This window comes from Corynebacterium sp. (assembly GCF_012838985.1).
Taxonomy (GTDB): domain Bacteria; phylum Actinomycetota; class Actinomycetes; order Mycobacteriales; family Mycobacteriaceae; genus Corynebacterium.
Map to the genome: position 1 here is coordinate 1 of NZ_DUOE01000197.1, position 14,514 is coordinate 14,514.

Here is a 14,514-nt window from a genome sequence, read left to right on the forward strand (position 1 = left end):
AAGGGAGCCGGCGAGCCGGTGGGCGTCGCCATTCTCGGCCACGGCACCGTCGGATCTGAGGTGCTGCGCCTGATGGGCGAGTACACCGACACGCTCGCGCACCGCATCGGCGGTCCGCTCGAGATCAAGGGTGTGGCCGTGTCCGACCTCTCCAAGCCGCGTGAGGGCGTGGCCCCGGAGCTGCTCACCGATGACGCTCTCAGCCTCATCAACCGCGAGGACGTCGACATCGTCGTCGAGGTCATCGGCGGTATCGACTACCCGCGCGAGCTGGTCCTGGCAGCCCTGCGCGCCGGCAAGTCCGTCGTCACCGCCAACAAGGCACTCGTCGCCGCCCACGCCGACGAGCTCGCCGACGCCGCCGACGCCGCCAACGTGGACCTCTACTTCGAGGCCGCCGTCGCCGCCGCCATCCCGGTCGTCGGCATGCTGCGTCGTTCCCTCGCCGGTGACAACATCCTGCGTATCTCCGGCATCGTCAACGGCACCACCAACTTCATCCTCGACGCCATGGAGTCCACCGGCGCCACCTACGACGACGCGCTCGCCGAGGCCACCCGCCTGGGCTACGCCGAGGCCGACCCGACCGCCGACGTCGAGGGCCACGACGCCGCCTCCAAGGCCGCCATCCTCGCGTCCCTGGGCTTCCACACCCGCGTCAAGTTCGACGACGTCAGCTGCGAGGGCATCTCCAAGGTCACCGCCGAGGACATCGAGGCCGCCCGCGACGCCGGTTACGTGATCAAGCTGCTCGCCATCTGTGAGCGCATCACCGACCGGAACGGCGAGGAGGCCGTCGCCAGCCGCGTCCACCCGACTCTCGTGCCGGTCGACCACCCGCTGGCCTCGGTCAACCAGTCCTACAACGCCATCTTCGTCGAGGCCGAGGCAGCCGGACGCCTGATGTTCTACGGCAACGGTGCCGGTGGCGCCCCGACCGCCTCCGCCGTCCTCGGTGACCTCGTCGGCGCCGCCCGCAACAAGGTCCACGGTGGCCGCGCCCCGGGTGAGAACACCTACGCGAACCTGCCGATCGCCGAGCTCGGTGACGTGCGCACCCGCTACCACATCGACATGGAGGTCGAGGACCGCACCGGTGTCCTCGCCGAGCTGTCCACCATCTTCGCGGCTCACGACATCTCCCTCAAGACCGTCCGCCAGGAGGAGGCCGGCGATCTCGCCCGCCTCATCGTGGTCACCCACTCGGCACGCGAGTCCGACCTGGCCGCCACCGTCGAGGATCTGAAGAAGGCCTCGGCCGTCAAGGCCGTCGACAGCGTTCTGCGCCTCATCTAAGGAGCGTCGAGGTTTGAGCATCCAGCTTGAGGTGGGCACGAAGGTCACCGTCACCGTCCCCGGTTCCTCCGCGAACCTGGGCCCCGGATTCGACACCCTCGGCCTGGCCGTGGGCATCTACGACACCGTCGAGGTCGAGGTCATTGAGGCGGGTCTCGAGGTCGAGGTCTTCGGTGAGGGCGACGACGACCTGCCCCGCGACGGTTCCCACCTGGTGGTCAAGGCCATCCGGTCGGGCCTCAACGCCGCGCACGCCGAGGCCCCGGGCCTGCGCGTCGTGTGCACCAACGCCATCCCGCAGTCCCGTGGTCTGGGCTCCTCCGCCGCCGCCGCGGTCGCGGGTGTCCTGGCCGCCAACGGTCTGGCGGGTAACCCGCTGACCACGGATCAGGTGGTCCAGCTGTCCTCCGCGTTCGAGGGGCACCCGGACAACGCCGCGGCCTCCGTCCTCGGTTCCGCCGTGGTCTCCTGGACCACCACCCCGGTCGACGGCTCCCAGCCGGGTTACCGGGCGGTGGCGGTGGACGTCGACAAGCGCATCCGGGCGACGGCCCTCGTGCCGGACTTCCACGCCTCCACCCAGGCGGTGCGTCGCGTGCTGCCGAGCCACGTCACCCACACGGACGCGCGTTTCAACGTCTCGCGTACCGCGGTGATGACCGTGGCGCTGCAGAATCACCCGGAGCTGCTGTGGGAGGGCACCCGTGACCGCCTGCACCAGCCCTACCGCGCCGATGTGCTGCCGGTGACCGCGGAGTGGGTCAACCGCCTGCGCAACCGGGGGTACGCCGCGTACCTGTCCGGCGCCGGCCCGACCTGCATGGTCCTGTCGGTCGACCCGATCGAGGAGGCCATCCTCGAGGACGCCCGCACCGCGGGTCTGCGTGTCATCGAGCTCGAGGTCGCCGGTCCGGCGACCGTCGAGGTCAGCCGGGCCTAAACCTCCCCGGCGGGGTCGTCGGCCGGGTCCACCCGGTCGGCGACCACCGAGCACGCACCTGAGGGGTGGAAGGGGCGCAGGCTCAGCCGGACGGGGGCGGTGCCGACGGTCTCCTGCAGGAAACCCTCGTGGATGGCGCAGACCACGAGCGAGGGGGAGTGTCCCTCGGCGACGAAGGGACAGGCATTCAGCTCGATGTCGACGGAGTCCGGGTCGTCTGTCCCGTTCTCCCGGGCACGTCGGAACGTCGGGTCGAAACCCAGTTCGCGGAGGGTGACCTGGAGGCGGTCGAGCGCCGCGTCCATCGCATCCCCGCCTTCCGCCACGGGGGTGTCTGCGGGAGAATCCACCCGCTCGGCCATGCGCCGGGCCCAGAGACGCCCGATCTCCCGGGCCTTCCCGATCGTCTCGGGGCCGGGGGACTCGATGTCGACGAGCATCGACGCCAGCAACTCCACCAGTGAGATGTACTCCCGGGCGATGGCCCGGTTGTCCGGGATCCGGACCTGGAAGATCAGGGAGGGGCGACCGCGGCCCTGTGCCGGGGCGGTGTGCGCGTGGACGGCCCCGCGGGCGATGAGTTCGTCGAGGTGCCCGCGGACGGTGTTCACGTGCATGCCCAGGTCGGTGGCCAGGTCGGCGGACCGTGCCCCCTGCGGGTAGGTCTGCAGCAGGTCGAGGACCTCGCGCTGCTTCGCACTGAGTTGCAGTGACTCAGGGTAGAGCTCCGCGGCGGGGCGGGGCGGCCGGTTGTCCGTCATCGGGACCGAAACCTCCTCATGTCCGGTGCAGCACATGTCGCGTGATGGCGGTCGCCTCGGTGACGACCGTGTTCGCACGAATGAAAGGTCGCCACCCTCCGGGGGAAAGTGACGACTCTGCTGTCCCGGCGCAAACCGCATCCCCACTGTCAGCGGGAACAGTGCCTGTCCCGGCCAATTGTCCGCGACACATCGTCTTGGTGTCAATTTCCATGTTCACCAATACACCCTTGTCCCGGGCGGGGCAGGATCACGGCACCGGGAGGAATCCGTGCTTCTCCCACACCCGGGTCATCTCCGGGGAGCGGAGCAGGGACACCAGTTCCGTCGCCGCCTGCTTATCGACGACGGTCGTGGTCACCGCCGCCATGAGTGAGTTGGGGTGGTCCTCGGCTCCCGGGATGTCGATGATCTCCACGGCGGCGCCTGCGGCCCGGGCGTCGGTGCGGTAGACCCAGCCGGCGTCGGCCCGCCCGGCCATGACCTTGCCCAGGACATCCAGGGCGGACTGCTCGCGGGAGACCGGCTCGAGGGTGATGCCCTGCGCCTCACTGATCCGCTGCGCGGAGGCGCCGCAGGGGACCCGCGTGTCGCAGACGATCACGGCAGCCTCGGCCAGATCCTCCACCGACGTGATGCCGGCCGGGTTGCCGGCGGGCACGACCATGGTCATCGAGTTGGTGGCCACCACCCGGGGGTCACGGGCCACGCCCAGGGAGACGGCCTGCTGCATGGAGTCCTCGTCAGCGGTGATGAGGACATCACCGGGGGCGCCGTCCGCGAGCTGCTGGATGAGCGTGGATGAACCGGCGTTGAGGAACGTGAGCCGGGTGTCGGTGAGTGCGGCGAGGTCCTCGTTGATGACACGTGACGACGACGCCCCGAGAACCAGCAGCTCCGCCCCGTCACCTCCGGCGGGGGCCGGGGCGCACCCCGCCGCGGTGAGTACGGCGAGGAGGGGGAGAAGCAGCAGGTGGCGGCGCATGGGGTCCTTCGGTGGCCGGGGCGACCCAACCAGGGGAGATGGTTTTCACGTCAATCATAGATGTCGGAGGCGGTGGAACTCGACGGAGCCCCCGCCGGTCCAGCCGACGTCCGCGGAGATGCCGGACTGCTCGCCGGCGATGACCGCGCGCAGGCGGGCCAGGGCGACGGTCTCGGCGAAGTCCTCGCGCTCCACGCCGAGGAAACGGCGGCCGAGTTTCAGGGCCACCGCGGCGGTTGTCCCGGAGCCGAGGTGGTAGTCGAGCACCACGTCACCCGGTGCGGTGAACAGCTCGATGAGGAAGCGCAGCAGCGCCTCCGGTTTCTTGCCGTTGCGGAAGCTCACGCCGCCCTCGGTGGACACGCGGTTGAACTCGGCGTGGAAGTCGGCGAAGTTCGGGTAGGGCAGGGCGGTGACGTCGCTGGACTGCGGTACACCCTGGAAATAGGAGCCGTTGCGGTTGCCGGACTTCGGGGTGTGGAAGAAACGGTGTCCCAGGCCGTCGTCGCCGATGTCGGGCACCTGGATGAGGGACATCGGCTCCAGGCCGAGACCCTCGAGGTGGGCGACCCAGAAGCGGCCCGAGGAGTTCTTCTCCCGCAGGCTGCCGCGGATGGAGTGGGTGCGGAACGTGCCCTCACCCGCGCCGTTGTCCACCTTGCGCCACTCCTCCGGCCGGTAGATCCGGCAGGCGCGTCCGCCCAGCTCGGCGGGCGTGCCGGGGCCGGTGATCTCCACGTCCCAGCGGTACTGGCTGAGGTCCCGTTCGCGGATGCGGCGGGGCATGCGGAACCGGGGGTCGGTGGAGTAGATGAGGATCTGCTCGACGACGTCGTTGAACTGCTTGTCCGCGGTCAGGGCCCGGTCGGGGTGACGGACGAGGACATGGAGGACCATGACCTTGTGGAGCCAGGGGGTGGCGTCGAGAAGCACCTCGAGGTGTGCGGACTGGTGGAAGCTGCACTGGATGGCGATGACGGCGTCATCGACGAGCAGGGGACGGGCGGCCTCGAGACGTTCGGCCATGAACGACAGCCACTGCGCGCGCGGCATCGCGTCGGCGTAGAGGTAGTCACCGCTGCCGGTGTTGTAGGGCGGGTCGATGTAGACCATGCGCACCCGCCCGGCGTGGGTGTCCGCCAGATGGCGGAGAACCTGCAGGTTCTCGCCCTGGATGAGCAGATTGTCGACGGCGCGGTGCATGCCTGCCGATCCTAGCCCCCGGCCCCCTCGGCGACCTCCTGCTCATCCTTCTCGCCCGGACCCTTGAGCTTGATGATCTCGAACTCGTCGTCCGCGAGGTGCTTCCGCAGGTCCTTCTTGTCGAACTTGCCGACGGAGGTCTTGTCGATGTCCTGCACGAACGTCCAGTACTCGGGCAGCATCCAGCCCGGCAGGGTGGCGCGGAGCTGGTCACGCAGCTGCTCGGCGGTCCCGCGGGTCTGCGGGATGTCCTCGTGCAGCACCGTGACCGCCAGCGGGCGCTCACTCCACTTCTCGTCCGGGTAGCCGATGACCGCGCACTCCACGACCTCCGGGGAGTTCATGATGAGGTTCTCCAGCATGGCGGAGTAGATCCACTCACCACCGGAGCGGATGACGTCACGCGCGCGGTCGGAGACCGTGAGGTAGCCGTCGGCGGTGACCGAACCGACGTCACCGGTGCGTAGCCAGCCGTCCGCGGTGAACAGCTCCTCCGCGTCGTCGACCTCTCGGCCACGGAACTGGCTGGCGGAACCGTCGCCGTCCTCGGTGGGCGAGTGGTAGTACTCTCCCGTCACGATGTTGCCCCGGACCTGCAGCTCACCCTGGTTACGGTCGGTCGAGGAGACGACCACCCCGTCGTTGACCACCCGGTACTCAAGCAGCGGCGAGAAACGTCCCTGGCTCACGCGGTACGCCCAGCGGGCCTCGCCGGAGGAGCCCGACGGCGGACGGGCGACCGTGCCCACCGAGGAGGTCTCCGTCATACCCCACACATGGATGACATCGACGCCGTAACGCTCCTCCCACAGCTGGATGAGGATCGGCGGGGCCGGCGAACCACCGACGTAGAGCTCCGTGAGCGACATGCGCTCCGGGGGATTGTGCAGGTAGTGCACCATGAGCTGGATCCACAGCGTGGGCACGCCGTGCGCCACACGGGGGTGGGTGGCCGCGATGAGGCGGGCCAGCGTCGGCGCCGACACATCCGAATCGGGGAACACCAGGGGAGTGCCCGACATGAACGCCGCATAGGGCACGCCCCACGACAGCACGTGGTAGATCGGCACACAGCACAGGAAGGACTCGCCGTGCGACACCGACAGGGAATCGGTGGCACGCAGCGACATGGCCTGCAGGAAGATGGAACGGTGCGAGTACGCCACGCCCTTCGGGGCGCCAGAGGTACCCGTCGAGTAGCAGATCGCGGCGGTGGTCTCCTCGTCGAGGACGGGCCAGTCGAAGACGGTCGAGCGGCCGTCGAGAAGCTCCTCGTAGGAGTACACCGCGAGGTGCTCCGGGATCTTCTCCGCCAGCGGACCCAGCGGCTCCAGCCCGGTGAATACCACGGCACGCATCGTGTGGCACCCGTCCAGCGCGCGGCCCAGCAGGCCCGCCAGCCGCGGATCACACACGATGACCTCGATCTGCGAGTGGTTGATGATGTGCCGGACCTGGTCGGTCATCAGCTGCTTGTTCAACGGTGCGAACACCGCCCCCATGCACGAGACGGCGAACTGCACCTCCAGGTGCTCCGCGCAGTTGTGCATGAAGGAACCCACCCGCTGGTCGCCCGTGATCCCCAGATCATCACGCAGGGCGTGCGCGAGTGCCGACGCCCGCGCGCGGACCTCCTCGAAGGTGGTCTCCTCGGCGTTGTCCGTGCGCCACGTGGTCACCTTCGTCGAGGCGTGCGCGGTCGCGCCGAACTCCAGGATCCGTGAGATCGACAGCGGCACATTCTGCATGGTGGAGAGCATGACCAACACTCTAGCCGGGAGGGTCGATGCGATAGTGTGTGCGGCATGCGGTACACTGTCCGGAGATCGACGGGGGTCTGCATCTTCAACCCAGGCCCATAGTCCACCCGGATCACGCGTCCACCCTCCTTCCTCCGCTGCAGGCGGCCCCGAGCTGCCCCGGCCCGGAAGGTTGCGGTCCCAGGTTCGGTCCGGTCTGATCAACCACTGAAGTACGGCTCCGTCCCCCTGCTGTCCTCACATGAGGACCACCCACGTCTGCGTGGGTGATCCACGGGAGGCGTCGAGTCGCTCAACTCCACAGAAGGCTTCCAGTCGGCGTGTGACGCGCTCCGCCCATGACGCGCCGAAGACTGGTCAAGCAAGGAAAGGACATCCGTGACCGAAACGGACACCGCCACCGCAGCATCTTCCACCGACCTCGCGTCGCTGAAGCTCACCGAGCTGCGCAAGATCGCCGCGGAGAAGGGCCTCAAGGGGGTCTCCGGCCTGCGCAAGGGCGATCTGATCACTGCCATCCAGACCGGCGTCGTGCCCGCCCGTGAGCGTGCCGCCGCGCCGACCGCCGACAAGGCAGAGGCAGACCAGGCCCAGGCAGCTCCGGCACCTGCGGCTGAGGAGGCCGCTCCGGCTGAGCAGGCAGAGCCGGCCGAGAAGGCCGAGCGCCCGCAGCGCACCCGCCGTGCCACCCGCACCAGCCGTCCGAGCCAGGAGAAGGCCGAGGAGGCCGCTCCGGCTGAGAAGGCTGACAAGAGCGAGGCCGCAGCTGAACAGCCGGCCCAGGCTGAGGCGGCCCCGGCCGCTGAGCAGGAAGAGAAGACCGGGCAGGCCGAGGAGTCCCGTGACTCCGGCGACTCCCGTGACTCCGACGAGGAGCCGCGCTACGAGTCCCGCTCCGCCGCCCGCCGCGCGCGTCGCAACCGGGCCCGTCACGGCCAGCGTGAGCAGGACCAGCAGTCCGGCTCCGAGCAGCAGCGTGGTCAGCGACAGGACCGTCAGGACCGCCAGGACCAGGACGGTCAGGATCGCCAGGACCGTCAGGATTCCGAGCGTGACTCCGGCCAGCAGCAGGGCCAGCAGCGCAACCAGCGTGGCCAGCGCCAGCAGGACCAGGACGGCGAGGGCCGTCGTGGTCGTCGCAGCCGCCGTAACCGTCGCGGCCGTGGGGGAGACCAGCACGACCAGCAGCATGATCAGCAGCATGATTCCGCTGACCTGCAGGACGTGGCGGGCATCCTCGACATCGTCGACAACAACGTCGCCTTCGTCCGCACGACCGGCTACCACGCCTCGCCGGCGGATGTGTTCGTGCAGAACCAGCTGATCCGTCGTTCCGGTCTGCGTGCCGGTGACGCCGTGACCGGCAAGGTGCGCATGGGTGCCGCCCAGACCCACGGTCAGGGCCGTAACCGTCAGAAGTACAACCAGCTGGTCAGCGTCGACACCGTCAACGGTCTGAGCATCGAGGAGGCGCGGAACCGTCCGGAGTTCTCCAAGCTGACGCCGCTGTACCCGAACCAGCGTCTGCGTCTGGAGACGGACCCGAAGATCCTCACCACCCGCGTCATCGACCTGATCATGCCGATCGGCAAGGGTCAGCGTGCGCTGATCGTCTCCCCGCCGAAGGCCGGTAAGACGACGATCATGCAGAACATCGCGAACGCGATCTCCACGAACAACCCGGAGTGCCACCTGATGGTGGTGCTTGTCGACGAGCGTCCGGAGGAGGTCACCGACATGCAGCGTTCGGTCCACGGTGAGGTCATCGCCTCCACCTTCGACCGTCCGCCGTCAGAGCACACCGCCGTCGCGGAGCTGGCCATCGAGCGTGCCAAGCGTCTGGTGGAGCAGGGCAAGGACGTCGTCGTCCTGCTCGACTCCATCACTCGCCTGGGTCGTGCGTACAACAACTCCTCGCCGGCGTCGGGTCGCATCCTCTCCGGTGGTGTCGACTCGAACGCGCTGTACCCGCCGAAGCGTTTCCTGGGTGCGGCCCGCAACATCGAGAACGGTGGTTCGCTGACCATCATCGCCACCGCGATGGTGGAGACCGGTTCCGCCGGTGACACCGTCATCTTCGAGGAGTTCAAGGGCACCGGTAACGCGGAGCTCAAGCTGGACCGCCGTATCTCCGAGCGTCGCGTCTTCCCGGCCGTCGACGTCAACCCCTCGGGCACCCGCAAGGACGAGCTGCTGCTCGCCCCGGAGGAGGCCCGCATCATGCACAAGCTGCGTCGTATCCTGTCCGCACTGGATCCGCAGCAGGCCATCGATCTGCTCATCAAGCAGCTGAAGAAGACCAAGAGCAACGGTGAGTTCCTCATGCAGGTCGCCTCTTCCGCCCCGATGGCCGCCGACAAGGACGAGGAGGACTACTCCTAAATGAGTTCCCATGTTTCCGCGGTGGACGATGTCGTCTCCGAGTACCAGGGCATCGAGGCCCAGATGGCCGATCCGGCGACCGCCGGTGACCAGGCCCTGTTCCGCAAGCTCTCCAAGCGTTACGCCGAGCTGCAGCCGATCATCAAGGTGAACAACGATCTCGTGAGCACGCGTGACGATCTCGAGGTCGCCCGCGAGATGGCCCACGAGGACAAGGAGTTCGCCGCAGAGGCCGAGCGCCTGGCGGCCCGTGAGGTCGAGCTCGAGGAGCAGCTCGCCGATCTGCTGGCCCCGCGTGACCCGCACGACGCCGATGACGTGATCATCGAGATCAAGGCCGGCGCCGGTGGCGAGGAGGCCGCGCTGTTCGCCGGCGACCTGGCCCGCATGTACGAGCGTTACGCCGACAAGCACGGTTTCACCTGGGAGGTGCTCGGCCTGTCCGAGTCCGACCTCGGTGGAGTCAAGGACATGACCTTGTCCATCCGTGCGAAGAACCCTTCCCGCGACGGTGCGTGGAGCGTGTTCAAGTTCGAGGGTGGCGTCCACCGCGTGCAGCGCATCCCCGTGACCGAGTCGCAGGGCCGCATCCAGACCTCCGCCGCCGGAGTCATGGTCTTCCCCGAGACCGAGGACGCCGGCGAGATCACCATCGAGGAGAAGGATCTGCGCGTCGACGTCTACCGTTCCTCCGGTAAGGGCGGCCAGGGCGTCAACACCACCGACTCCGCCGTGCGTCTGACCCACCTGCCCACGGGCATCGTCGTGACGTGTCAGAAGGAGCGTTCGCAGATCCAGAACAAGGCGCGCGCCATGCAGGTCCTGCAGGCCCGCCTCGAGCAGATCGAGCGCGAGAAGGCCGACGCCGAGGCCGCCGAGGGCCGTGCCGCGCAGGTGCGCAACATGGACCGCTCCGAGCGCATCCGCACCTACAACTGGCCGGAGAACCGCATCAGCGACCACCGCATCGGTTTCAAGGCCAACAACCTGGACTCCGTCCTCGACGGCAACCTCGACGACCTGTTCACCGCCCTCAAGGCGGCGGAGCGCGCCGAGCGTCTCGAGGCTGAGTAGGGTGTCGCTCCGCGCCGCGCTTCTCGACGCCGCGGAGCGTCTCACCGCGGCCGGCGTGCCGTCGCCGCTTGTCGACGCCCGCCTCATCGCCGCCCACCTCCTCGGCTGCGGTCCCCTCGACGTGGCGTTCCACGACGAGGTCCCGGCCGGTTTCGAGGAGATGGTCGCGCGCCGCGAGCGGCGCGAACCGCTCCAGCACATCCTGGGTGTCGCCCCCTTCGGGCCGCTCGACCTCACGGTCGGCCCGGGGGTGTTCATCCCCCGCCCCGAGACCGAGGTCCTCGCCGACTGGGGTGTGCGTCAGCTCGCCTCACTCGGCACCCCGACCCCCCGTGTCGTCGACCTGTGCACCGGCTCCGGTGCCCTCGCGCTCTACGTCGCGCATGAGGTGCCGGGGGCGGAGGTCGCGGGCGTCGAGAAGCATCCCGTGGCCCTGGACTACGCACGCCGCAACGCGGCGGGCACCACCGTGGACATGGTCGCGGGGGACGTCACCGACCCCGGCCTGCTGGGGGAGTGGCACGGCACCGTCGACCTCGTGCTGACCAACCCGCCCTACGTCCCCGAGACCCCGGACCTCGACCGGGAGGTCTACGCCGACCCGCCGGAGGCCGTGTTCTCCGGGGCCTCCGGCATGGACGTCATCGAGGCCTTCATCCCGACGATCCACGCCCTGCTGCGTCCCGGCGGGCTCGTCGGCATCGAGCACGATGACACCACCTCCCGGGCGGTGCAGGACGTTCTCGCAGCTCACGGAGGGTTCCGGGAGATCGCGGTGCTCCACGACCTGACCGGGCGGGCGCGGTTTGTCACGGCGAGTAAGGTGTAAGCCCATGAGCCGCATCTACTCCTGTGCCGACGAGACCTCCCGCGCCGAGGGCATCAGCGCGGCCGTCGAGGCCGCCCGCAGCGGCCGGCTGGTCGTCCTGCCCACCGACACGCTCTACGGGCTGGGCTGCGACGCCTTCGACAACCAGGCGGTGGCCAACCTCCTGGCCACCAAACGGCGCGGCCCCGACATGCCCGTGCCGGTGCTGGTCGGCTCCTGGGACACCATCCGCGGCCTCGTCCGCGAGTTCCCGCCGCAGACCGAGGCGCTCGTCCAGGCCTTCTGGCCGGGCGGGCTGTCCATCGTCGTCCCGCAGGCGCCCTCGCTGCCGTGGAATCTGGGGGACACCCGCGGCACCGTCATGCTGCGCATGCCGCTGCACCCCGTCGCCATCGAGCTGCTCCGTGAGGTCGGCCCCATGGCCGTGTCCTCCGCGAACATCTCCGGCCACGAGCCGCCGACCACCGCGATCTCCGCGAAGCAGCAGCTCGGCACCTCCGTCGCCGTCTACCTCGACGGCGGGGAGACCCCGGTGGGCAGGCCCTCCACCATCATCGACCTCTCCGGCCCCCGCCCGTACCTGCTCCGCGAAGGGGCCATCACCGCCGAGCGCATCGGCGAGGTCCTCGGAGTCGACGCCGAGCTCCTGCGGACGCGACCCTAGGGGGCGGGCATGGGAGCAGGCGTCCCGCTGCGCGAAATCGGCCTGGTGATCCTCGCGGCAGCGGCGATCACCTACCTCGCGACGGGCGTGGTCCGGTCCGTCATGGTCCGTTCCGGGCGGGTCGCCGAGATCCGCCAGCGCGACGTGCACACCCAGCCGACACCGCGCCTCGGCGGGGTGGCGATGTTCTCCGGCTTCCTGGCGGCCGTCTTCCTGGCCAACCAGTTACCGGCCCTGACCAGGGGATTCATGCCGATCACCCCGGAGATGAACGCCGTCGTCTGGGCGGCGTTCGCCATCGTCCTGGTCGGTATCCTCGACGACCTCTATGAACTCGACGCGATCACGAAACTCATCGGGCAGATCCTCGCGGCCATCATCATGAGCGTCCTGGGCCTGTCGTGGACGCTGCTCTACATGCCCGTCGGGGACGGCACGACGCTCGTGCTCGACCAGGTGCAGGCCACGATCGTGACCACGATCTTCACGGTCGCCCTCATCAACGCCATCAACTTCGTCGACGGGCTCGACGGGCTCGCCGCCGGCCTGGGCATGATCGCCGGCGGCGCCATCCTGCTCTTCTCCCTGACGGTCCTCCACGACCAGGGCGGTGCGGTCTCCGCCTACCCGCCCGCCATCATCGCCGCGGGACTGGTCGGCATGTGCCTGGGTTTCCTGCCGCACAACTTCGAACCGTCCCGCATCTTCATGGGGGACTCCGGTTCGATGCTCATCGGCCTGCTGCTGGCCGCAGCCTCCACCTCGGCCTCCGGCAAGATCAACATGTCCCTCTACGGCACCGCCGACATCGTGGCCCTCATGAGCCCCATCATCGTCGTGGCCGCCGCGGTGTTCGTTCCGGTCCTGGACCTTGTCCTGGCGGTCCTGCGACGCCTGGCCAGCGGCCACTCGCCCTTCGCGGCGGACAAGCTGCACCTGCACCACCGGCTCCTCTCGCTGGGCCACACCCACCGACGCACCGTGCTCGTGCTCTACATGTGGGTCTGCGTGGTCACCCTCGGGGCGGTGAGCTTCTCCATCGTCCCGTCCCGGGTGGCGGTGGCCGCCAGTGCCTTCGCGCTCGTCGTGGCCTTCGTGGTCACCCTCATCCCGCTGCGCGCCGGCAAGATCGGCCGACAGCCCCCGCCCACCCGCGTGGTCATCCACACCGATCCCTCACTCTGACGCCGGGGCGGTGACGGGTAGGATCCGGGAGCGTGACTACTGCTGAGAATTCACCCGAGCCCACCGCGACCTCCGACTACGACGACCCCCGCCGGCCGCTGCTGCGCGCCGTGCGTTTCGGCAGCATCGCGCTCGTGGTCATCACGATCGTCTCGCTGGCCGCGTGGGGCGGTATGCGGGATCTGCCCGGCATCTGGGGTGTGCTCATCGGAGCGGCGATCGGTGGCGGCTTCGTCCTCATGACCGCCGCCAGCGTGCTGTTCACGTCCTCGACGAACGTGGCCACCACCGGCGCCGTGGTGCTGGGCAGCTGGCTGCTCAAGATCGTGGTGCTCATCATCGTCCTGGCCCTCATCCGGGACATGGAGTTCTACGACCGCATGGCTCTCCTCGTGACCCTGGTACTGGCTCTCATCGCCGTCCTGGCGACCGAGGTGTGGGGCGTGATCACCGCCCGCGTCACGTACGTGAGCTGAGGCGGAGGGCGCGTCGGCAAGCACCGGGACAACAGCCTTTCTGCACCACAACGGGGGAGTGGTCAGAGGGGCTGTTTCGCATTCCGGGGACATCGGGGAGGGGGTAACCACCCCCGTCAGGGGAGTCCCGGGAATACATGTGACCGACCTTACAAAGGTCCCCAAAAGTGCCGTTCGAGGCCCTTTTCGTGGCGTTCCTGTGGAGAAGCTGGGGGTGTATCGCGCCACGTCAGGAAACATATTGAGGCGCTGCGCGAGAATCCGGGGGGACCCTGATAAGCTTTCCTGCGGGTTACCCCGGCAAGTTGAACGCGTCACCTGTGGGATCCACAAGGAGACGCAGAACGGGTCTGTGGTTCATCCCCTGTCACCGCCCTCGCTGATGTGCGACGGAGTCCGAGGCGGTGCCGGAAAGAGTTTTTCAGACGTCCATCGCACCGTGTGGGAATTAACCCTCCGCACACGGCCCGAACACGGGAGAGAACGCTGAGCGTTACAACACTGGCCATGAGGGGCGAATTCCACGCACCCGAACTGGATCCTGAATTTTTCCCGGGGCAATACTACGGCCACATGTTGTTTGCAGATGTTGCAAACGGGTGGTTCGCACTGGACCGACTGATGCTCGTCCGCATTCTCATGACGATCATCGTGGCGGTCCTTTTCCTTGTCGCCTTCCGGAGCCCCAAGCTGGTTCCGTCAGGCCTGCAGAACTTCGCAGAACTCGCTCTGGATTTCGTCCGGGTTCACATCGCCGAGGACATTCTGGGCAAGAAGGAGGGGCGCCGGTTCCTGCCGGTCATCGCCACCATCTTCTTCGCCGTCCTGGCGTTCAACATCCCGACGATCATCCCGGGTCTGAACATCTCCCCGAACGCGCGAATCGGTTTCCCGATCGTCCTCGCGCTCTTCGGTTATGTCGCCATGATCTACGCCGGTGCCAAGCGTTACGGCTTCGG

13 protein-coding genes are annotated in these 14,514 nt (G+C 68.4%); 9 read left to right on the forward strand and 4 right to left on the reverse strand.

Annotated elements, in window-relative coordinates:
* Positions 1–18 precede the first annotated feature (18 nt).
* On the forward strand, positions 19–1,296 hold the full coding sequence (locus GXZ33_RS11225; protein WP_291341160.1) for a homoserine dehydrogenase: 1,278 nt from the start codon (positions 19–21) through the stop codon (positions 1,294–1,296).
* Positions 1,297–1,309: 13 nt separating this feature from the next.
* Positions 1,310–2,236, forward strand: coding sequence for a homoserine kinase (gene thrB / locus GXZ33_RS11230; RefSeq protein WP_291341145.1), 927 nt, complete (start codon positions 1,310–1,312; stop codon positions 2,234–2,236).
* Here the strand turns inward: thrB and GXZ33_RS11235 are convergent.
* The 4 genes from GXZ33_RS11235 to GXZ33_RS11250 all read right to left on the reverse strand — a co-directional run bounded on the left by GXZ33_RS11235 (position 2,233) and on the right by GXZ33_RS11250 (position 6,945).
* Entirely contained in the window at positions 2,233–2,997 is a 765-nt protein-coding gene (locus GXZ33_RS11235; RefSeq protein ID WP_291341147.1) for a helix-turn-helix domain-containing protein, read from the reverse strand. The genes thrB and GXZ33_RS11235 overlap by 4 nt on opposite strands.
* Before the next feature lie 250 nt (positions 2,998–3,247).
* A complete protein-coding gene (gene modA / locus GXZ33_RS11240) occupies positions 3,248–3,982 on the reverse strand; it encodes a molybdate ABC transporter substrate-binding protein (RefSeq protein WP_291341148.1) in 735 nt (244 codons plus the stop codon).
* 54 nt (positions 3,983–4,036) lie between these two features.
* Positions 4,037–5,185, reverse strand: a complete 1,149-nt coding sequence (locus GXZ33_RS11245; protein WP_291341149.1) for a site-specific DNA-methyltransferase — start codon at positions 5,183–5,185, stop codon at positions 4,037–4,039.
* 11 nt (positions 5,186–5,196) lie between these two features.
* On the reverse strand, positions 5,197–6,945 hold the full coding sequence (locus GXZ33_RS11250) for a long-chain fatty-acid--CoA ligase (RefSeq protein ID WP_291341150.1): 1,749 nt from the start codon (positions 6,943–6,945) through the stop codon (positions 5,197–5,199).
* A gap of 378 nt (positions 6,946–7,323) precedes the next feature.
* Here GXZ33_RS11250 and rho point away from each other — a divergent pair, with 378 nt between their 5' ends.
* From rho to GXZ33_RS11285, 7 genes are all read left to right on the forward strand, one after another.
* Positions 7,324–9,327, forward strand: coding sequence for a transcription termination factor Rho (gene rho, locus GXZ33_RS11255; protein WP_291341151.1), 2,004 nt, complete (start codon positions 7,324–7,326; stop codon positions 9,325–9,327).
* Positions 9,328–10,401 carry a peptide chain release factor 1 gene (gene prfA, locus GXZ33_RS11260; RefSeq protein WP_291341152.1) on the forward strand — a complete coding sequence of 358 codons (1,074 nt, stop codon included), beginning with the start codon at positions 9,328–9,330 and terminating at the stop codon, positions 10,399–10,401.
* Positions 10,394–11,230: a peptide chain release factor N(5)-glutamine methyltransferase gene (gene prmC, locus GXZ33_RS11265; protein WP_291341161.1), complete on the forward strand. Its 837-nt coding sequence runs from the start codon at positions 10,394–10,396 to the stop codon at positions 11,228–11,230. The genes prfA and prmC overlap by 8 nt, the downstream gene beginning before the upstream one ends.
* Positions 11,231–11,234: 4 nt before the next feature.
* A complete protein-coding gene (locus GXZ33_RS11270; RefSeq protein WP_291341153.1) occupies positions 11,235–11,894 on the forward strand; it encodes an L-threonylcarbamoyladenylate synthase in 660 nt (219 codons plus the stop codon).
* Between the two features lie 9 nt (positions 11,895–11,903).
* Entirely contained in the window at positions 11,904–13,079 is a 1,176-nt protein-coding gene (locus GXZ33_RS11275) for an MraY family glycosyltransferase (RefSeq protein ID WP_291341154.1), read from the forward strand.
* A gap of 32 nt (positions 13,080–13,111) precedes the next feature.
* Positions 13,112–13,555: a hypothetical protein gene (locus tag GXZ33_RS11280; protein ID WP_291341156.1), complete on the forward strand. Its 444-nt coding sequence runs from the start codon at positions 13,112–13,114 to the stop codon at positions 13,553–13,555.
* A gap of 507 nt (positions 13,556–14,062) precedes the next feature.
* A partial coding sequence (locus GXZ33_RS11285; protein ID WP_291341158.1) for a FoF1 ATP synthase subunit a occupies positions 14,063–14,514 on the forward strand: 452 nt, incomplete at its 3' end.